Origin of the sequence: Pontibacter pamirensis, assembly GCF_010015475.1 — a bacterium.
GTDB classification, from domain to species: Bacteria; Bacteroidota; Bacteroidia; order Cytophagales; family Hymenobacteraceae; genus Pontibacter; species Pontibacter pamirensis.
In genome coordinates, this window is sequence record NZ_SSNI01000021.1 from 1 (window position 1) to 19,111 (window position 19,111).

Sequence of the window (19,111 nt, forward strand, 5' to 3'; positions counted from 1 at the left end):
CCATGTTTGGGACATGTTGGCGAAGCTTTGGCCAACGAATAAAAGGCGCTGCATCTAGTACAGTATATTTCCAAATTGCTATATTTAACTAAAAAACAGACGGAGGTTTTTAGACAAACTGCCGTTATGGGCAATAAAAATTACTTAAGAAAAGGATGAAAGCATTAAATGTGATATTCTATCACGTGTACAATTGCTATTATAAGAACGGGAATTATACAAATGATATTCCTCACTTAACAGCTTTTGGTTTAGTAGGCTCCTCCTTGACCATGTCCTTTTTGGCAGTTTTTGCTCTGTTCAACAGCATAATAAACAACTCGAGATTGTCTGTAGGAATAAGTCTTGCCATAGTAATTGCAGGTCTTCTTCTGTTCTTTTTCCTGTTTCTTTTTAATTCTCGGTACGATAGAATATACAACGAGATAAACGGGTCGAAACTGGATAATTTGTTTATGAAAATAATAGCTTGGGGAGTTGTTGTGATGGGTTTCGTATCTGTTGGGCTTTATTCTTATATCTTCAATCAACCAAAGTGATAAAATACATCTAAAAAAAGAGAAAGAATTAAAGCCCATAACAAAGTGCATAATTTAGGCTTCGGCTTCGCCTCCCCCATATTATAGCACAATGCCGTTGGGCCAAATTGTAATCATGAATAAAAAGCTGATTTTCCTATTAAGTGTCTCCTTCGCTTCACTTGCTTCATGTGTTGAGCCAGAACCTCAGCAAGAAGAAAAGGCAAATGACAACCTTGAGCTTGCTGGACCTACCATAAATAGAAAGACAGAGATTGTTGATACAAAATGGGTGAATACAATAGCAAACCCTCTCGAAAGTTGCAGCGATTCGCTTCATTTCTTAAGCAATAGAGAAGTGGTGCTATATGACTGTGAAATGGACTGGCACTTCGATGCGAACTACTCTATCGCAGGGGATACGATTAAGATTGCAATTGTAGAAGCCCAATTTGAAGTAGACAACTATAAAGAATTTGAGCCCACCTCAGTTTGGAGATTAAGAAAGACAGATGGGCAGTTAGCAGTCTCTTCTATTGTGCTTTTACGCAATAATAAATGGGAAGAGATATCAGCTGAAGATTACAAACGAATTGGTGTTTTCAAGAAGATAAAATAACTCTGCCCAACAACTAAGGCTTCGTTGGGTACGGAGTGCCGACAATGAAGCCGTGGTTGCACTAACCGTGCGATGCGTTATGGGTTTTAAGTCGGAAGATGTTTGCCTGCGCTACTTGTCTGGGGCTGTCTGGTAGCCGGCCAGCTCAACGGATGTGAGCCTGAAGAGGTATAAAGAGGTGCTCTTTGCTGTTTTCCAAAGAGGTGCCCCGCTTTTTTCATGTCTTTTACTCTGCTATGGGCATAGCTGCGCCAGGCCGCCTTTCCGGTAGCTTTTTTTATAGTCCCTTCTCGTATTCCCTGTACTGCCTGCCTGTCCTGATGCCCTGCGGCGGCCCCCGCTTGGGCAGCACCTGCAGGGTGACCATCGTCTCTTTGTTGCAGCAGGGGCACAGGAGCAAATTATACTCCTGCAGTTGCCGGGCCTTTACCTTCTGCCTCTTTTCTCCTGGCAAATACTCTCGTATGGCCGGAATAGCTGCGGCCTTGCTGGTGCCGCTCAGAATGCCGTAGTCACGGATGCGAACAAAGTTCTTTGGCAGAATGAGAAAGCGAAGCGGCGGATAAACTCCGTGCCCTCCAGCCGCATCTCCAGTAATTACAAAAAGCCAGTTACTATAGAAAGTTTGAGTAAACTGTCAGATACTAGTTTAGCTATCTTATTTCATCAGCAAAATGCAAATAGGTTTAAGCCTGCTAGCTGGTATAAGGAACAATTTTATCATCCTTGATCAGGTATGCTTTCTCAGCTTTGTCTAATATGGCTTCCTTGCTATCAGAGTACGCTTCTACAACCCTGTAAGGCTTTCCTTTGAAATGAGCCTCCAGCCGCTCTATCTTCTCTTCGTCTTTGCAAGCTTTGCCTATTACTTTATAGGTGCTGTTTACATAGTGTACTTTTGTCCCGGCAAAGCCGTCGATAGCATATTTTTCAAACAAAGGCTTCACATATAGTTCAAGGCCTCCTGTAGCACAGTATATATGCACGCCCTCTTTTTTTAATTGGTCGAAACGGCTTTTCAGTTCTTTGTTGAAATGGACAGGATACTCTTCTTCCCAGAACTCCTCTGCGTATGCCTCCACCTGCTCCGGCGAGAGCTCATCCAGGTAATTGAAAAAGTTTTCTTTGAATTCTGTTTTTCTGATCTGATGAAGTTTTTTCAATGTTTTATAATAAAGCATTTGCAAGATATAGTGGAGCCTCTGAGGTCTTTTGGCTAAGATGAATTTATAAAATTCATCTTTAGAACTTTTGTTATAAAAAGTGCCATTCAAGTCAAATACTGCTACCTTTATTTCTCCTTCGCTGCGTCCCATTTCTTTATTTATCCTGGTTATACCCTAAGCTATATCTATCACGCTTTTTTCACTTTTTTGTTTGTGCTTTCTGTATAAATTAGCAGCTTTCAAACCATTGAGGTTATACAACAAGGTCATATTCGTGTTTTTTTGAGCCGGTGAAAATGAAACTATTTACGTGCTGGCACACTTAAAGTATAGCTGACTATAAAGATTTAGTATGTTGGAATATTCTATGTTTGAAAGGCTCCCATTCAGGAGCCAGGCAGAATCTTTAGCGAAAGATGGTACCATACTCGCCCAACGCAGTTACAATGATTGGCAGGTTACGCTTTATTCATTGAACGGATTGTTTGTTGAGCTTTGGGCAGGCAAGGAAGCACAGATAATCAGTACCTTTAAAAAAACTGCTAATGCTGTTGCGGTTTTAGATCCTTATATTGATGATATCGATGTGCATGATTTCATGGACGCTGATATATAGTCGATTTTAAGTACACTGTGACCCGCATTGGCAAGAGAAAGCAAGACTGTGGCTTCGCTGATAGCTGCAGGAAATCATGTGCTCCTGCTAACAGTGCTTTAATGGAGCGCCTGCCAGTAATACATAGGTTTTCATTCTTTGCGCCTGAAAAGGGCGTACTTTCGCTAACAGCCTTTTCAAGTAAATAAAGCTCAACCCGGTATTGGAGATGGTGCCGACCTCCAGTATGCGGGTTAGCTTGTTTTCTGGACAGCGCAATAAGCAAATGGGTAGTGACTGTCAATCATACTGGCGGCGTGTGTGACGGCGTTGATATCCAAGTGCTCTGTTCAGGTATCGACTCGCTGATTTTCAGGTTTACTCCAAAAGCCTTCTATGGCTTCTGCCATTAGTACAAATTTATCAAGTTCTTCCAAGTTTAATCCTAAGGCAGCTAGCTGCTCTTTTATTCCGGAGAGGGCACGCAGGCCAAAAGACAAACCGTACTACCTGAAAGAAACAAATCAGGGAGTACGGGACAAAAGTTGTGCAATAGAGAGAAAATCATTGACAACCGTTTAAATTATCTTTCGGGGTTATATAGCCTTATTGGTTTGCTAGGAGGATATACTGGTAATACAATCTACAGTTCGCTCGCCGAACTCAGGCACGAAAGCAACTTGCTGAAGAACGTGTTTTACAAGAACCTCAGGCAGAAGAGGGCGTACATTAGGTATCGTTCATCCTGCCGTCACGGTTCAGGTAAGTAATAACCTCGTTACAATATTTTACACGTCATTTCTTCTGACCGCTTATGAAAAACAAACCAGAACACGAAAACACTGAAACAGCCTCTCTCTCAGCTCCTCCTAAAGAGGCCGTTACACTTCACATCAACGGGGAAGCAAAGCAACTGGAAGTGGAGCCCTGGACCTCGCTGCTCGATTTCCTGCGCGACCACCTGAACCTGACCGGAACTAAGAAAGGCTGCGACCACGGGCAGTGCGGTGCCTGCACGATATTGGTAGACGGGAAGCGCATCAATTCCTGTTTAACCCTGGCAGTGATGAAAGACGGCTCCGAGATTACCACCATTGAAGGCCTGGCCAAAGAAGGCGAACTGCACCCGGTGCAACAGGCCTTTATTGATCACGATGCTTTCCAGTGCGGGTACTGCACACCGGGGCAGATTTGCTCTACTGTTGGTTTGATAAACGAGGGTAAAGCCAAAACTCTAGATGATATCCGTGACCTGATGAGTGGCAATGTCTGCCGTTGCGGGGCCTATACCAACATTGTGAAAGTAGTGCAGGAAGCACTGGAAAGGAGCCAGGCAAAATGAAAAATTTCACCTATACCAGAGCAAACGATGTGGCCAACGCAGTAGACGAAGTGACGTCAGAGAAAGGTTCGAAGTTTATTGCCGGAGGCACCAACCTGCTCGACCTGATGAAGATACAGGTGGAGCGACCGAGCCATTTGGTGGATATCACGCGCCTTGCCTTAGATACTATTGAAGAAACAGCGGAGGGAGGCCTGCGTCTCGGCGCGCTCGTCACCAATGCCGACACGGCCTATCACGAAGAGGTGGGAAAGCGCTATCCGCTGTTGTCGCATGCTATACTAGCTGGTGCTACGGCCCAGTTGCGCAACATGGCCACGGATGGCGGCAACCTGCTGCAACGCACCCGCTGCTACTATTTTTACGATACCGACACACCCTGCAACAAGCGGGAACCCGGAACAGGCTGTTCTGCAATAAAGGGGTATAACCGCGACCTGGCCATCTTAGGCACCAGCGAACACTGCATTGCCACACATCCATCTGATATGGCGGTGGCACTTGCCGCTCTCGAAGCTACAGTGCGAGTAACCGGTAAAAACGGTGAACGTATAATCCCGCTTTTTGAATTCCATCGACTGCCCGGAGACACGCCTAACATTGATACAAACCTGAAGCCGGACGAGATTATTACGGCCATAGACCTGCCTGCCAAAGGCTTTGCCGACCGTTATACCTACCTGAAGCTGCGTGACCGTGCTTCTTATGCCTTTGCGCTTGTCTCAGTTGCCGCCGCCCTTGATATAGATGGCGACACTGTAAAAGAAGCGCGTGTTGCACTCGGAGGTGTAGCGCACAAGCCATGGCGCATACCTGAGGCCGAAGCCTTGTTGAAGGGCAAACCTGCTACAAGAGAGAATTTTCAGAAAGTAGCTGAAGCCTATGTACAGGGTGCGAAGGGTTACGGACATAATGATTTTAAAATAGAACTGGCGAAGCGCGCCATTGTGCGTGCGCTGCTGCAGGCTAAAGAAATGGAGGCGAGATCATGAAAACAAACGAAATAGGAAAACCAACGAACCGTGTAGACGGCCGCCTCAAAGTAACCGGCGAAGCCAAATATGCCGGTGAGTTCAATGTGCCGAATCTGGCCTATGGCTTTGTAGTGAACAGCGCTATTGCCAAAGGAAAAATAAAGAAAATCGATACAAGTAAAGCGCTTGAGGTGGAGGGTGTGCTGGAGGTATTTACCCACGAAAACCGCCCGGGCTATGTCTGGTTCGATAAAAACTACAAAGACATGGATGCGCCTCCAGGCTCACCCTTCCGCCCGCTTTACGACAATGAAATAAAGTTTAGCATGCAGCCTATTGCACTTGCCGTCGCCGAGACGTTTGAACTGGCAAGGTATGCTGCATCGCTTGTGCGGATAGAGTATGAAACATCGCCGCACGACACAGACTTTGAGACAAACATAGAAAGCGCCTACGTGCCGGAGGAATACAAATCTGGTGAGCCATCGGAGCCATGGGGGCAGCCCGACCAAGCCTTAGCCAGTGCACCAGTACAGATAGAAGGGGATTACACCCATTCCAGCCAGCACCACAACCCAATGGAAATGCATGCCTCTACTGTTGTTTGGAAAGATGACGGTAAGCTGACCGTTTATGATAAAATTCAGGGCGTCATGAACACCCAGCAGTACGTTACCCACGCGTTCGGTATGCAGCCGGAGGAGGTACAGGTTATCTCTCCTTTTGTAGGTGGGGCATTCGGCTCGGGCCTGCGGCCGCAGTACCAGCTGTTCCTTGCAGTGCTGGCAGCACGGGAACTGAAGCGTTCCGTCAGGGTCACACTCACGCGCCAGCAGATGTTTTCCTTTGGCCATCGCCCTAAAACAATGCAGCGGTTTGCCTTAGGCGCCTCAAAAGAAGGCAAGCTGGAAGCTCTAAAGCAGGATGTTTTTGCAGAGACTTCCAGGTTCGAGAATTACAGCGAGGACGTGGTCATCTGGGCAGGTGTACTCTATAAGTGCGGCAATGTAAAGCTTAGCCATAAACTGGTAGAGCTCGATGTGTATACTCCTCTCGATATGCGTGCACCAGGCGGTACCACAGGTATCTTTGCCTTGGAATGTGCCATGGATGAACTCGCTTATAAACTTGGAATGGACCCCGTTGAGTTTCGTTTGAAGAATTATTCGGAGAAAGACCAGAACGAGGACAAGCCTTTTTCCAGTAAAGAACTGCGGGAGTGTTATAGACAAGGTGCTGAAAAGTTTGGTTGGGAGAAGCGTAATCTCGAACCGCGGAGCATGAAGGAGGGGCATAACCTGATAGGATGGGGGATGGCGCATGGTGCCTGGGAGGCGAACCAGGCACAGGCAAGTGCCAAAGCCGTTGTAACATCAGACGGTAAACTAACCGTTAGCAGTGCCACCGCGGATATTGGAACGGGCACCTATACCGTGATGACGCAGATTGCCGCTGAAACGCTTGGAATTCCGTTAGATGATGTAACGTTTAAACTAGGGGATTCCTCTTTACCGGACGCGCCCCTGGAAGGCGGATCGAAGACAGTGTCTACCGTCGGTACTGCCGTGAAGTCTGCCTGCGATAAGGTAAGAGAGAGGCTGTTAAAGCTAGCGCAACAGGTAAAGGATTCTCCCCTGGTGGAGGCAAGCTTAGAACAAGTGATTTTTGAAGGCGGGCAGATAAGCCTGAAGAGTGAGTCTTCTAAAGCTGTTTCTATCATGGCAGCTATGAGTCAAAACCAGGGCAAGGCTATTGAGGAAGAGGTGTCGAGCAAGCCTGCCGATAACCAAAGCGACTATGCCCGTTATGCCCACGTTGCGACTTTTGTGGAAGTGAAAGTGGATGAGGATTTAGGTACCATCAAAGTAACCCGTGTGGTGAGCGCGGTGGCAGGTGGGCGCATCATCAACCCGAAAACAGCCAGAAGCCAGATTTTAGGTGGTGTGGTATGGGGCATCGGTGTTGCCATGGAAGAAGATACCGTGATGGACAACAACCTGGGGCGCTTCATGAACCACGACCTCGACAAGTACCACATTCCGGTTAATGCCGATGTGCATGATGTGGAGGTAATTTTTGTGGAAGAAAAAGATGAGATAGTAAATCCGCTCGGTGCAAAAGGGCTGGGTGAGATAGGCATCGTGAGTGTGGCACCTGCTATTGCCAATGCTGTCTTTCACGCCACAGGAAAACGTGTACGGGAATTACCGATAACGCTGGACAAGCTGCTTTGATTAAATTTAAATTGCACCAGCCTTTCATTTTCAAAATGAAAGCATAAAGAAGAGCCGCTCAACCAGATGGTTGAGCGGCTCTTCTTTATGTAAGTTTCTTTGAGTAGAACTTAAATTATTTGCCCTTGCTGTGTCTCAGAAGCTGTGGTCGGTAAAGCCAGCAGTGGTATGGTAGCTTTGGCCGTCATTTGCCCGGTAATGCTTTTGTTCAGCAGCCTGCTCAGAAAAGTATGCTGCGATGGAAGCAGAGCTAGTAAATCAGCCTGCAGTGCCTCCACATAGTCATGGATTCCTTTTGGTATATCTTCTGTTTGCTTGAAGTGGATGTCATGGTTTATCTCCTGCATGCAAGCGTCCAGCGCATCCAGGGAACCGGAAGCTTTATCGCGCTCCGCCTTTTCTGTGTCTTTCTTGTACAGATGGAGCACATGCAGGTGGCTTTGGAAGGTGGTGGCTACGGTTTTGAGAGGATCAAGCGTATGCAGGTCAGGTAACTGGATTAAGTCTATGGCCGCCACAACTGTTTTCAATCCTTGGAATTCTCTCTTAGCAGGCACAGCCAAAACCGGCACCTTGCTTTGCTCTATGATGGCCATGGTAGTGCTACCCAGCAAGGCCTGGCTTATGGCTCCTGCGCCCCGCATGCCCATAACTAAAATATCTGCCGCATACTGCCTGCTGGCCTTCAGAATTTCCTCGGAAGAGAGACCGAATACACAAACACAGGTAATACAAACGGAGCTTTTTTCAGCTCCATCTTCTGTTAGACTAAATGTACAGGAACCACTCGCTATAGAGGTCGAAGTGCTGGCACCACTGCTATAATCCACAGAGAAATCTTTACAGACGCTACGAACAATTTTACTCGTATGGTCCTGCAGTTTCTTTAATTTTTCCTCTTCCAGTTCTACTTTTTTAATTTCTTCATCATAGGGCGACGGCGAAAAAACAGGATGGTGGAAAGCATGAAACAACACAATGTCAGCTTTTGTGACTTGGGCCATCGCTACGGCATAAAGTAAGGCATTATCTGCCTCCTTCGAAAAATCAGTAGGAACTAATATTTTCTGTATTCTCGCTGCTTCGCTTGTATGGTTCATGCCGTGAAGGATTTAGGTATATACAATGCAAAATTAAGCTATCAGCCAAGCCATCAGAATGTTATTTGTCAGTTGGCAAGGTGATACTCCTCAGTTTTCTTACTATAGAATCTACTTTTAGGTTAAGCTGTAGCAGGCTCAACTCAACCTAATGAGCTGTGCCTTTTTGTATGTCAGAGAGTATTTTATAGGAATGAAGCCTTGCCGCGTGGTCGTGGATGTGAGAAGCGACCATGATTTCATCTACCTGAGTATCATCCAGAAACGCCTGCATCTCTTCTTTCACCGTTTTAGAAGAGCCGATAAAAGAATAGCGGAGCATCTGTAGGACATTGTATTTTTCTGACGCGTCCCAAAGTCCGTCCATGCTGTCAACAGGTGGCTGCATTTGTTTGGCAGTTCCCCTTATAACGTTCAGAAAAGAGGCGTACAGCGTGGTGGCGAGATGGTTGGCTTCCTCATCTGTGTCTGCGGCCACTACATTCACACACGCCATGGCATACGGCTCCTGCAGTACATCAGACGGCTGAAAGCTCTCCCGGTACACTTTTAAAGCAGCGTGCAGGCTTGCCGGGGCAAAATGGCTGGCAAAAGCATAAGGTAAACCAAGCATCCCGGCTAATTGGGCGCCATAGGTACTGGAGCCTAGCAGCCAGACCGGCACCTCAAGACCCTCGCCCGGAACTGCCCGAACTCTTGCGGTAGGGTCAGTAGCAAAGTAATTTCTGATTTCCTGCACGTTGTTCGGGAAATCTTCCACAGAGCCGTGCAAGTCCCGCCGCAAAGCCATCGACGTCAGTTGATCAGTTCCGGGTGCCCGGCCTATGCCTAAATCAATCCGGCCAGGGTATAGCGACTCTAAGGTGCCAAATTGCTCTGCAACCACGAGTGGTGCGTGGTTTGGCAGCATTACGCCACCGGAACCAACCCTGATAGAAGAAGTATTGCCTGCTACGTGGCCAATCAGAATAGACGTGGCGGAACTGGCAATACCTGCCATGTTGTGGTGTTCTGCCATCCAGTACCGCATAAATCCCCATCGCTCTGCATGTTGCGCCAGGTCAACGGTGGTTTTGAAGGAGTCGGCAGCTGTTTTCCCGGACAGGATGGGCACCAGGTCCAGGATAGAGAAAGGTATATCGGTAAGTTGTTTTTTATTTGATTTATTTTTCATTCTTTTTCTTCTGTTTCTTACGTTTAACGAAACAGGAGGGGAAGGTGGATATAAAAATTTAAATCAGACCGCGTGCTTTTAGCTCCAGGTATTTGTTGATGGTGTTGACAGTCAGTTGCTCTGGCGGCGTCAGAATGGCGTGGATACCATGTTGTTGTAGCTCCTTCACGATCTGGCGCTTATCAAAATCGAACTTCTGGGCAATGGCTTTGGTGTATATTTCCTCGGTGCTCTTGGCCCGCTGGTGCAGCAAAGCGTGCAGCTGGGTGTTTTCGAAGAAGACAACTACCAGCAAGTGGTGCCTGGCGAGGGCCCGGAGGTAAGGCAGCTGGCGCTGTGCCCCGTTCAGCGTTTCGAAGTTAGTGAACAGCAGGAGCAGGCTGCGCTGTCTGATGCTGTGGCGGACGGTGGTGTAGAGGCGTTCATAGTCTGTTTCCTGGTACATGGTTTTCTGGTTGTACAGCAGCTCCATGATACGGCGTATCTGGTCTGATTTGCGCTTTGCCGGCAGCATGTTGCTGATCTTGTCGGAGAACGTAATCAGGCCGGCCTTATCCTGCTTTTTCAAGGCAATGTTGGAGATGACAAGCGAGGCATTGATGGCATAATCCAGCAAACTAAGGCCTTCGAACGGCATCTGCATCACACGGCCTTTGTCGATGAGGCAGTATACCTGCTGCGACTTTTCGTCCTGGTAACTGTTCACCATCAGTTCTGCTTTCCGGGCCGAAGCTTTCCAGTTGACAGTGCGTTGGTCATCGCCCGCTACATAGGGCCGTATCTGCTCAAACTCGGAGCTGTGCCCGATACGGCGCACCCGCTTTACACCTATCTCCTGCAGCCTGTTCGAAATAGCCATCAGTTCATACTGCTGCATCTGAATGAAAGATGGATACACCGGCACCTCCTGGTCCTGGGCAAAGCGGAAGCGGCGCTTGATGAACTGCAGCGTACCCATCGCAAAAACGTTAATGGCTCCGAAGCTATAGCTGCCGCGTTTGGTTGGCCGCAAGGTATAATGGATGATGTGGGTGCGTCCTTTAGGAATATTAGCCCGAAACAGGCTGTCGCGCTTCTGGAACTGGAACGGCAGCTCATCAATCACCTCAGTATGCACTGCGAAAGAATACTTGTTCTCGATGTACAGGTATATATCGTTGTCGCTGCCGTTGGAGAGCTTTTGCTGCATGCTGCGGCTGGCAAACATACCCTGCCTGGTACGGTAGAGCAGTAGCAGGTCCATCAGGGTGAGCAACAGCAGCACCCCAAAGGCTATTTTGGCCACGAGCAACAGTACCGGCAGGAAAAAGGCGAGCACAAAGAGGCACACCAGCACTGCCAGGCACAGGTACAAACGGTTCGTAAAGTATAAGCTGCGGATAAACTGCACTAGCGGGGCACCTCTATTTTCTGAATTATCTGCTTTATCACTTCATCAGGCGTAATACCTTCCATCTCCCGCTCCGGCGTCAGGAGAATGCGGTGGCGCAACACCACCGGTGCCAGTTCCTGTACATCCTCCGGCGTTACGAAACCCCGGCCACGCAAGGCAGCCAGCGCCTTGGAACTGTTCATCAAGGCAATGGAGGCACGTGGCGAAGCACCCAGATATAAGGCTTTGCTCACCCTCGTTTCGCCCACCACCTGAGCAATATATTCAATCAGCTTTTTATCAAGGTGCACGGCCTGCACTGCCTGGCGCAGTTCCAGCAATTGGTCTGCTGATACCACCGGTTGCACCCGCTCCAGGTCGCGCTTTAGGTGAGCGCCTTTGTGCTGAAGCTCCAGTATGGCTATTTCCTCTGCCAAGCTAGGGTAGTCAACGAGCACTTTAAACATGAAGCGGTCTAGTTGTGCTTCTGGCAGGCGGTAGGTGCCTTCCTGCTCTATCGGGTTCTGGGTGGCCAGCACGATGAAGGGCGCAGCCAGTTGGTATACTTGTCGGTCGTGGGTGATGTGTTGTTCCTCCATCACCTCAAAAAGCGAGGACTGGGTTTTGGCAGGTGCCCGGTTTATCTCGTCTATCAGTACAATATTGGCGAAGATAGGCCCTTTCTTATAATCAAAAGTAGCGGTGCCGGGGTGGAACACAGAGGTGCCGAGCACATCGGAAGGCATCAGGTCTGGCGTGAACTGGATGCGGCTGAAATCTGCCTGCACGGTGCGGGCAAGTAGCTTGGCTGTGAGTGTTTTGGCAATTCCCGGCACTCCCTCAATCAGTACATGGCCCTCGGCAAGCATGGCTACCAATAGCAGCTCCACCAGTTGTTCCTGGCCTACAACTATCTGACGGAGTTCCTGCTTGATGCGTTGTGCTGTTTCCCGTAAGGCGCTATAATCTGTTTTGTTTTCCTGCGTGGTGGTTAGTACTTCTTCTTGCATAACTATACGTTGGCCAAAGGCCTTGTGGAGGTTTGTCTGTAAAAATCTTCGAGGTTGTTGTTTAGCAGCATCAGCGTTTGTTCTCCGATGCCGTCGCTTTGCCGGATACTCTGGATTAAATTGAAAATGTTGTTCACTACTTCCGCATCTGCCCCGGACCTGGCTATAACGCGCTCACGCAGTTCTTTATCTGGTGTGCTGGTGGCCACATGATAGTGCAGGCGCAGGTACTCCAGAAAGTAAATAACATTCTTTTCGGCAATATTTTTGGGGTTGCCGTGGTTGAAGTATAAACTGCCTATCACCTTCACAAAGTCGAGAGTGGTGTTGCGCGGCGGGTCCAGTACCGGGATAATGCGCTGGGTGCGCTTGCTCTTGAACAGCAGGAACAGCACCATGGTGAACAGGGCAACATAATACGCCCACGCCAGCGGCTCGTGGCGCATCAGCACCCGGAAAATGGACTGCTCATCAAGCCGCCCCTGCTTCTGGTACTCGTCCCAGTACACGGGCTGCACGGGCAGGTGGGAGAGGGCTGTGGCGGCATAGGTGCTTTGGTTCAGGGTGAGCAACTGGTAATTGGTGAAAGCGAGTGGTACGGAACTGATGTAAAAGTGGCCCTCGCCAAAGGGCACTTTCATAAACACAAGCTTACCCGCCTTATTTCGGCCCAAGGCCTCGTGTTCTTCCTGTTGCGTTACTTCCAGGTAAAACTGGTTGTTGTTAGCCGGGTAAGTATACGCTTGCTGCGGCTGGCTGGTGAAGAGCAAGCCAGTGGAATCCGGATCTGTATTATCCAGCATATCCGTCTCAAAATGAAGCGTGTCCGACAGGTCAAAAGAAAAGTTTTCCGACGCAATGAAAACATCGTTGCCACGCTGCACAAAATCAAGCAGGAAGTTTGTATCGAGGCTGTCCACAGCAAAGAACTTGTTCACAAAAATGTAGTTCCCCCAAAGCGTAGTATCCTGCAGTTGGTTATAAATGGGCTCCCGCACCGGCTGCACTGGCTCGCCCCCAAAAAGACCGGGCAGCAACTCATACAGTGCATAGGTGCCGTACGGAATCTTATCTTTGCGGGAGAAGGTCTGCGACCAGTCCACCGGCTTTGGCCGGAAATAATCTAGCAGTACCAGCACCCCGAAAAGCACCACAATCAACGCAATATAGCGACGGTAGCCTTTCATGCCTGCTGCTTTAAGTGAGTGTCGAACTGAATGAACTCTGCCCGGGCGGAGGCAAAAAGCTCGTCGCCGAGGGCGGCACCGCCATACCATACGTACTCAAACATGCCGGTAAGCTGCTCAAACTCTCTTCGTATGTCAGGCTGCTCAATTTCAGTGATATAGCTGCGGTTCGTTTTGCTCGGACTCCAGTGGATCAGGCCGCGGTCGGTGAGTGTTTTCAGGCTCTGGAGGTAGTGCAGGCGGATGGCTTTCCGGAAGTCGCGCTGTGTTACAGCTTCATCCGTAAGAGCCTTAAGATCAAGCTCATGTATGTTTTCTTCAAACACATTATAAGGTGTTTCATTGTTTGCACTCTTTTTGCCGAACAGGCTCCCCACATCCACATGCTGCATCTTTACCACTATATACACAATGGCAGCTGCTATAACAACATAAATGAGAAATTCCCAGAAGCCGCTTGCCTGGCCCTGGTACAGCACCTCGCGTAGCCACATTTTTATCCTGCGACTAAGGCGCTCCCAAAAGGTGTTGGCTGGGCGCACCTCTTCGTAATACTGGAAATCTTCACTGGCACGCATGGCCTCCAATTTCTCCTGTTCGGGCAGGCGCACTTGTACAGGCGCAGTGGCAGCAGGCACGCTATCAGGAGCTTGGGCGTGTGCAACCGTGCCAAAACCGCATAGCAGGCAAAAAGAGAACAGGAAAGTAAACAGGTACTTAAAACTCACCCTCATTAGCGGTTAGATTTGTATCGGTCCGGCCAATCAGGTTGACCTGCTCTATTAGTCCGATGCCGTCTTTCTGCTCCACCAGGTTGTAGTACTGGAAACCAATTGCTACGGCGTAGATGCAGTAAAGGAAGATGCTCAGCACAGAGGCCAACGCATTTACCACAACAAGCAGAATGTCACTGTCCATACCCGGCACTTCAAACGCGTGCAATATGGTAACGGCACCCAGCGGCAAGGCAGCCAGAAAACCAATAAGGCCCTGAATAATGCCTACCACCAGCAAAAAGCCAAAGGTTGCCCACCAGTTGCCTTTTATAAGATAAAAGCAGCGTTCCACTGTTTCAATGAAACCCGACTCCTCGCGCACCATCACCATAATGAAGAGCGACAGCACAATACCAAGGTAAATACCAAGGCCAAACAGGAAAATGCTTAAGAAGGTGACAACGGATATGACGACGCCACTGTAAACAACCGGCACAAGGTTTCCTTTGATGTGCTCCCACACAGCTGCCGTTTGCACCTCACCCTCCTCATCCTGATACACCACCATAAAGCTATATACTGTAAGGGAGAGGATAAAAATACTCAATAAGGTGAAAAACATGCTCAGGATATAATTGAGCGATGTAACCTGGTTCATAAAAATGTTGCCAACAAAGGTGCTATAAGCGCCTTCGCCTGTCATGCGCTGGAACGTGCGCGCCTGAAAAAGCCCGGAGAAAATACCTGCTGCCAGCGCTACGGGCGTAACGTAAAGCAGCAAAACCCTTAGCAGCGGCCTAAAGTTTGTTTTGATAAAATAAAAAGTGGCGTTCAGCTTATCACCGAAATTCCTTTCTTCTCTTAAGTTAATTTTCTGTTTTGTCTGTAACATGGGTTTTGTGCAGTGAACGTGGATAGATAATAAAGTAGTAAAGGATGAAGGCGGCAGAAGAAAGGATGATGAACAGGCTCAACGCCATCGGCATTTCAGTGTGCCGCGTGACGAAGCCTTCGAGAAAACCCGCCGTTATAAAAATGGGCACCAGCCCCACCACAATCTTCAGGCCCTGACGAGCACCCCGCTTAAAAGAGTAGGAGCGGGAGTAGGTTTTCGGGAAAAGCAGGCTGTTGCCCATTACGAACCCGGCGCAACCAGCAATTACGATGGCCGATATTTCGAGGGTGCCGTGTATCCAGATGGTCAGCACGGAAGTGAGCAGCAGCCCCTGCTTGTAGAAAAAGTACTGAAAGGCCCCGAGCATAACGCCATTCTGGAAAAGCACCCAAAAAGTGCCAATGGAAAAGAACACGCCCATCACGAAAGCTAGAAAAGAAACTTTAATGTTGTTAAAGGTAATAAACAGGAACATCTCAGCCTCGCCACGCCCTTTGTACACGGCCATTGGGTCACCTTTGCGGATATTCTCCAGTGTCATGTTTACATAAGAATCGCCGAGTATGAGGCGCACAAAGGTATCGTCGAGGGCGGCTGAGAGCGCGCCGATGCCACAGGCGACCGCAAAAATGAGAAAGGCATAGAACAACTGCCGGTGGTGCTGCCGGAAGAGGTAAGGCAATTCATACTTCCAGAAAGAAATAAACCGGTTCTGCTTTTCTTTTTTGTTTTTATAGATGGCCTGGTGGGAGCGCCCGGCCAGGGTATTGAGGTAAGCCGTGGTATCAGACTCCGGGTAAAAGGTGCGCGCATACGCAAGGTCGTCTGTCAACTCAATAAACCGGTCAGCCAGTTCGTCCGGGCTGGAAGGCTTCTTTGTTTCATAGGACTTCCACTTAAGTTTGTTTTTTCGGATGAAGGCAGCCTCACGCACGGTAAATCAATTTTGAACTCTATCAAATATATGTATATTGTGATGTAGAAAAAAACGGAAGCAAATTTATTTTAAGATGAATACCATTAAAATCAGGACGACGCAGAATGTAGAGTTGGAGTACGCCGTTGCCAGCGTTGGCGATCGTATTCTTGCACACCTCATTGACTTTGCGGTATATTTTATGTGGATGCTAATAACTGGCCTGGCTTTGAATGGACTGGGACTGGGTGACAATGTAGTAGGCTTCATAATTATGGCGCTTCCCGTCCTGTTTTACCACCTCATCTGCGAGATATTTATGAATGGCCAGAGCATCGGCAAAATGGCCCGCGACATCCGCGTAGTTAAACTGTCTGGCGAAGCGCCCACCATCGGTGATTACCTCCTGCGCTGGGTATTCCGGTTAATAGATATCGCCGCATCGACAGGGTTGATAGCTATTGTGACGATAGCAGTAAGCAACAAAGGGCAGCGCCTCGGCGACATGGCCGCCGGCACCTCCGTTATCCGGAAGCAGGCCGTGCGCAGAAAAGACCATATATCAGTAAGCACCGAAGATGGTTACCAAATTCGCTTCCCGGAGGTAAACCTGCTTACAGACAAAGATGTGGCCTTGGTCCGCAAACTGCTCTACAAAGCGAAGCAGTACAACAACTATGAGTTGCTGGAGAAAATAAGCCAGCGCGTAAAAGAAGTAACTGGTATCCAGACAGAAATGGCGGAGTGGGATTTTCTGCAAACGGTGGTAAAAGATTATCATCACTACACGCACGGCGATGTGCAGGTGTAGCAGCTGGCTTTCTTCTGTTTCTCTTTATGTCAGTTACAATTACCTTTTCTTGAAATCTTTTTAGGCTTCATAAAGTGTAGTGTGCCCTTTTTATATGTGACCTGCGTAGTAAGAGTGCCTGTATACCTTTACCATGCCTCCAACTAACTCTTCTACGGTTTCCGCTTTCACTAATTCACAGAAGCGTTTTCAGCAGATAGATGTTACCAAAGGCCTGGCTATCGTTTCGGTCCTACTGCTGCATGCTTTCGATAAGAGTACTTTGCTTAACTCCTATGCCATTTTCCATATCTGGCAGGCAGTGCCGGTTTTTATGGTTCTAATGGGGGTTAACTTAGGCATGGAGTTTACAGGCAACAAGCCAAAACTCTCCTCCCTGTACACCAGAAAGTACTTTCGGAAAAAGGCAGAACGCATCCTGTTTCCCCTGCTGTGGGTATACGTACTCTCTATACTGGCAGGACTTGCCTGGTTTTTGCTTTACAACCAGCATAAGTTGGAGTTTGATGCCTATAATCTCATCGGTCTGTTGCCCGTCACCGGACCAGGTAACTACTTTGTGACGCTGATACTACAGACCATCTTTTTCTTCCCTATTATATACTATTTGTTTCAGCGCCACCCTTCGCGAACTATCTTTTTGCTGGTTGCTTTGGAAATCCTGTTCCTCTTTTGGAGTAGTCATGTTTACCTTTTCCTGAAAGAAGACTACCTCTACAGTGCGGCTTTACCTCGTTATTTTTCTGCCATTGCTTTTGGCCTGGTGCTGTCCAAAAGTATGTTGCAGCCTTTCAAGGCGAATGTCATTTTGATTTTCCTGGCTATTGCGGCGGCAAGTGGTTTATACCTCTACCGAATGGTGTATGCTGATTTAGAAATAAGCTTAATGACTGCTGAGTGGCAGACACAGAGCGTCTTAACCTTTGCCTATGCTGCGGCTATTGTATGGATGCTCTTTAAGTCTTTACCTATCTTTTCTGACACTATGTTTCTTCGCCTGTTTGCTGCCCTGGGCAAAGCATCCTACCACATTTTCCTCATCCAGATAGTGTACTTCGGTCTGTTCCTCAAACAAAATAGCGTGCTGTTCTCACTCTTCACTTGTCTGCTGGCAGGATACCTGTTCTACAAAGCAGATATAAAGTACGGCCTAAGCAAAAGAATTTTGTCATGGGCATAGATAAGTGATTCAGGTATCACGGTAAAAAATACGATTGTTTTAAAAAACGCTGCTTTTAAAGCTGTTCCTGTACAACTTACACGTGGCTGAGGCGTAGTAAATTACGTTTGTTATTTCCAGGCGCTCAGTAAAAAGAGGGCAAATCGTAGTTTTCAATGTCGAAGTTTTTGAGTGTTGCTATGTGGGGATTTTACCGGTATGTTTTAGTCTGCCTTTTAATTCTGTACAGCATTATTCCGGAGGTACACGCCCAGGATATCAAGCAAGATAGCAATACGCCTTGGTCATTTGGAGTTAATGGCTACTATGGAACCTTACTTCGCTACAGAAGCGGACTTCCGGCGCTTAACTTCACACACCCCGTCGGAATAGAGGTATTTGCCAACAGGCAAACTATAGGGAAGCGGGAGTGGGAAAGACGGTTTAAGTACCCTCAAATTGGCTATGCCCTGGCTTACTATAATTACGGTGTGCCTGATGAACTGGGAGAGGCTGTAACGCTTACCACCTACCTGGATAATGCTATCATAGAAGGCAGGAAAGGCAGCCTGCGGTTTCATGTGGGTACAGGACTAGTTTATTCCACACGCCATTATGTCCCCATCACGAACGAACAGAATAAAGCCATTGGCAGCGCACTTGCTTTCTCCCTCCGTGGTACGCTCCGGTATGAGTTTCCGTTTGGTGGTCACTCGTTTATGAACCTGAACCTGGCTTTCCGCCACTTTTCCAACGGTGCCCTGGATAAGCCGAACAATGGTATGAACTTTCCACTGCTGGGGTTTGGCGTTAGATACCAGCCGGGAGAGGTGCGGTATATGGAACAAAACGATACCGTAGCTGCAGCTATTGACAACAGCATTAGACTTAACTTAAGAATTGCTGCCGGTGTAAAGGAGGTGTTGCTAATAGACAAGAAGCATCCTGTCTATACGCTTTCAGCTTATGCCAGTAAACGCATCACCAGAACCAGCAGTATCTTAATTGGAGTCGATGCTTTTCATGATGCAGCATTACACAATGAGTTCATCAACATGTCTCTGCAGCCACCTGATGAAGCGCTGGATTCAAGAATGGCTGGAATCACTGTAGGACATGAGTTGCACCTGAACCAGCTTTCTTTTGTGTTCCAGTTCGGGCACTATGTCTATCAGCCTTACAGGTTGTTTCCCCAAAATTATCAGCGCTACGGTTTGAAGTATTCCCTTAACAGGAGTCTTTCTACCAATGTTATGCTCATGGTGCATGCCCGCACAGCCAACGTACTGGAATGGGGTATAGGGCTGCATTTATAGATAAAGG

Annotated in this window: 17 protein-coding genes and 1 pseudogene; 8 read left to right on the forward strand and 10 right to left on the reverse strand. The window is 48.1% G+C overall.

What is annotated here, in order from left to right:
- Window positions 1–654: 654 nt before the first annotated feature.
- Complete coding sequence (locus E1919_RS16865; RefSeq protein ID WP_162054586.1) at window positions 655–1,137, forward strand: hypothetical protein; 483 nt, start codon at window positions 655–657, stop codon at window positions 1,135–1,137.
- Window positions 1,138–1,414: 277 nt separating this feature from the next.
- On the opposite strand, the pseudogene E1919_RS28255 reads toward E1919_RS16865, so the two are convergent.
- Window positions 1,415–1,731 (reverse strand): annotated as a pseudogene (locus E1919_RS28255) (transposase); the annotation flags it as partial.
- Between the two features lie 101 nt (window positions 1,732–1,832).
- A complete protein-coding gene (locus E1919_RS16875) occupies window positions 1,833–2,453 on the reverse strand; it encodes an HAD family hydrolase (RefSeq protein WP_162054587.1) in 621 nt (206 codons plus the stop codon).
- A gap of 202 nt (window positions 2,454–2,655) precedes the next feature.
- Here E1919_RS16875 and E1919_RS16880 point away from each other — a divergent pair, with 202 nt between their 5' ends.
- The 4 genes from E1919_RS16880 to E1919_RS16895 all read left to right on the forward strand — a co-directional run bounded on the left by E1919_RS16880 (window position 2,656) and on the right by E1919_RS16895 (window position 7,448).
- Complete coding sequence (locus E1919_RS16880) at window positions 2,656–2,919, forward strand: hypothetical protein (RefSeq protein WP_162054588.1); 264 nt, start codon at window positions 2,656–2,658, stop codon at window positions 2,917–2,919.
- A gap of 793 nt (window positions 2,920–3,712) precedes the next feature.
- On the forward strand, window positions 3,713–4,240 hold the full coding sequence (locus E1919_RS16885) for a (2Fe-2S)-binding protein (protein ID WP_162054589.1): 528 nt from the start codon (window positions 3,713–3,715) through the stop codon (window positions 4,238–4,240).
- Window positions 4,237–5,232, forward strand: a complete 996-nt coding sequence (locus E1919_RS16890; RefSeq protein ID WP_162054590.1) for an FAD binding domain-containing protein — start codon at window positions 4,237–4,239, stop codon at window positions 5,230–5,232. The genes E1919_RS16885 and E1919_RS16890 overlap by 4 nt, the downstream gene beginning before the upstream one ends.
- Window positions 5,229–7,448: a xanthine dehydrogenase family protein molybdopterin-binding subunit gene (locus tag E1919_RS16895; RefSeq protein WP_162054591.1), complete on the forward strand. Its 2,220-nt coding sequence runs from the start codon at window positions 5,229–5,231 to the stop codon at window positions 7,446–7,448. The genes E1919_RS16890 and E1919_RS16895 overlap by 4 nt, the downstream gene beginning before the upstream one ends.
- A gap of 110 nt (window positions 7,449–7,558) precedes the next feature.
- On the opposite strand, the gene E1919_RS16900 is transcribed toward E1919_RS16895, so the two are convergent.
- From E1919_RS16900 to E1919_RS16935, 8 genes are all read right to left on the reverse strand, one after another.
- Window positions 7,559–8,548: a universal stress protein gene (locus E1919_RS16900; RefSeq protein ID WP_162054592.1), complete on the reverse strand. Its 990-nt coding sequence runs from the start codon at window positions 8,546–8,548 to the stop codon at window positions 7,559–7,561.
- 148 nt (window positions 8,549–8,696) lie between these two features.
- The gene (locus E1919_RS16905; protein ID WP_162054593.1) at window positions 8,697–9,722 is read right to left on the reverse strand and encodes an LLM class flavin-dependent oxidoreductase; all 1,026 of its coding nucleotides are present in this window, start codon (window positions 9,720–9,722) and stop codon (window positions 8,697–8,699) included.
- 58 nt (window positions 9,723–9,780) lie between these two features.
- Entirely contained in the window at window positions 9,781–11,112 is a 1,332-nt protein-coding gene (locus tag E1919_RS16910) for a DUF58 domain-containing protein (protein ID WP_162054594.1), read from the reverse strand.
- Complete coding sequence (locus tag E1919_RS16915; RefSeq protein ID WP_162054595.1) at window positions 11,112–12,104, reverse strand: AAA family ATPase; 993 nt, start codon at window positions 12,102–12,104, stop codon at window positions 11,112–11,114. Before E1919_RS16915 ends, E1919_RS16910 begins: the two co-directional genes overlap by 1 nt.
- A gap of 2 nt (window positions 12,105–12,106) precedes the next feature.
- On the reverse strand, window positions 12,107–13,291 hold the full coding sequence (locus E1919_RS16920; RefSeq protein ID WP_162054596.1) for a DUF4350 domain-containing protein: 1,185 nt from the start codon (window positions 13,289–13,291) through the stop codon (window positions 12,107–12,109).
- Window positions 13,288–14,019 (reverse strand): DUF4129 domain-containing protein, encoded by a 732-nt coding sequence (locus E1919_RS16925; RefSeq protein ID WP_162054597.1) that lies wholly within the window; start codon window positions 14,017–14,019, stop codon window positions 13,288–13,290. The genes E1919_RS16920 and E1919_RS16925 overlap by 4 nt, the downstream gene beginning before the upstream one ends.
- A complete protein-coding gene (locus E1919_RS16930; protein WP_162054598.1) occupies window positions 14,009–14,899 on the reverse strand; it encodes a hypothetical protein in 891 nt (296 codons plus the stop codon). Before E1919_RS16930 ends, E1919_RS16925 begins: the two co-directional genes overlap by 11 nt.
- Window positions 14,874–15,836: a stage II sporulation protein M gene (locus E1919_RS16935; protein WP_162054599.1), complete on the reverse strand. Its 963-nt coding sequence runs from the start codon at window positions 15,834–15,836 to the stop codon at window positions 14,874–14,876. Before E1919_RS16935 ends, E1919_RS16930 begins: the two co-directional genes overlap by 26 nt.
- 76 nt (window positions 15,837–15,912) lie before the next feature.
- Between E1919_RS16935 and E1919_RS16940 the strand changes: the two genes are divergently transcribed.
- From E1919_RS16940 to E1919_RS16950, 3 genes are all read left to right on the forward strand, one after another.
- Entirely contained in the window at window positions 15,913–16,629 is a 717-nt protein-coding gene (locus E1919_RS16940; protein WP_162054600.1) for an RDD family protein, read from the forward strand.
- Window positions 16,630–16,762: 133 nt separating this feature from the next.
- Complete coding sequence (locus E1919_RS16945; protein WP_162054601.1) at window positions 16,763–17,809, forward strand: acyltransferase family protein; 1,047 nt, start codon at window positions 16,763–16,765, stop codon at window positions 17,807–17,809.
- Between the two features lie 155 nt (window positions 17,810–17,964).
- Entirely contained in the window at window positions 17,965–19,104 is a 1,140-nt protein-coding gene (locus E1919_RS16950; RefSeq protein WP_162054602.1) for an acyloxyacyl hydrolase, read from the forward strand.
- Window positions 19,105–19,111: the final 7 nt, after the last annotated feature.

What these genes read in the sequence shown, in the direction of transcription:
- E1919_RS16865 (WP_162054586.1), top strand. Translation starts at nt 655, where the DNA reads ATGAATAAAAAGCTGATTTTCCTATTAAGTGTCTCCTTCGCTTCACTT.
- E1919_RS16875 (WP_162054587.1), bottom strand. Translation starts at nt 2,453, where the DNA reads ATGGGACGCAGCGAAGGAGAAATAAAGGTAGCAGTATTTGACTTGAAT.
- E1919_RS16880 (WP_162054588.1), top strand. Translation starts at nt 2,656, where the DNA reads ATGTTGGAATATTCTATGTTTGAAAGGCTCCCATTCAGGAGCCAGGCA.
- E1919_RS16885 (WP_162054589.1), top strand. Translation starts at nt 3,713, where the DNA reads ATGAAAAACAAACCAGAACACGAAAACACTGAAACAGCCTCTCTCTCA.
- E1919_RS16890 (WP_162054590.1), top strand. Translation starts at nt 4,237, where the DNA reads ATGAAAAATTTCACCTATACCAGAGCAAACGATGTGGCCAACGCAGTA.
- E1919_RS16895 (WP_162054591.1), top strand. Translation starts at nt 5,229, where the DNA reads ATGAAAACAAACGAAATAGGAAAACCAACGAACCGTGTAGACGGCCGC.
- E1919_RS16900 (WP_162054592.1), bottom strand. Translation starts at nt 8,548, where the DNA reads ATGAACCATACAAGCGAAGCAGCGAGAATACAGAAAATATTAGTTCCT.
- E1919_RS16905 (WP_162054593.1), bottom strand. Translation starts at nt 9,722, where the DNA reads ATGAAAAATAAATCAAATAAAAAACAACTTACCGATATACCTTTCTCT.
- E1919_RS16915 (WP_162054595.1), bottom strand. Translation starts at nt 12,104, where the DNA reads ATGCAAGAAGAAGTACTAACCACCACGCAGGAAAACAAAACAGATTAT.
- E1919_RS16920 (WP_162054596.1), bottom strand. Translation starts at nt 13,291, where the DNA reads ATGAAAGGCTACCGTCGCTATATTGCGTTGATTGTGGTGCTTTTCGGG.
- E1919_RS16930 (WP_162054598.1), bottom strand. Translation starts at nt 14,899, where the DNA reads ATGTTACAGACAAAACAGAAAATTAACTTAAGAGAAGAAAGGAATTTC.
- E1919_RS16940 (WP_162054600.1), top strand. Translation starts at nt 15,913, where the DNA reads ATGAATACCATTAAAATCAGGACGACGCAGAATGTAGAGTTGGAGTAC.
- E1919_RS16945 (WP_162054601.1), top strand. Translation starts at nt 16,763, where the DNA reads ATGCCTCCAACTAACTCTTCTACGGTTTCCGCTTTCACTAATTCACAG.
- E1919_RS16950 (WP_162054602.1), top strand. Translation starts at nt 17,965, where the DNA reads ATGTCGAAGTTTTTGAGTGTTGCTATGTGGGGATTTTACCGGTATGTT.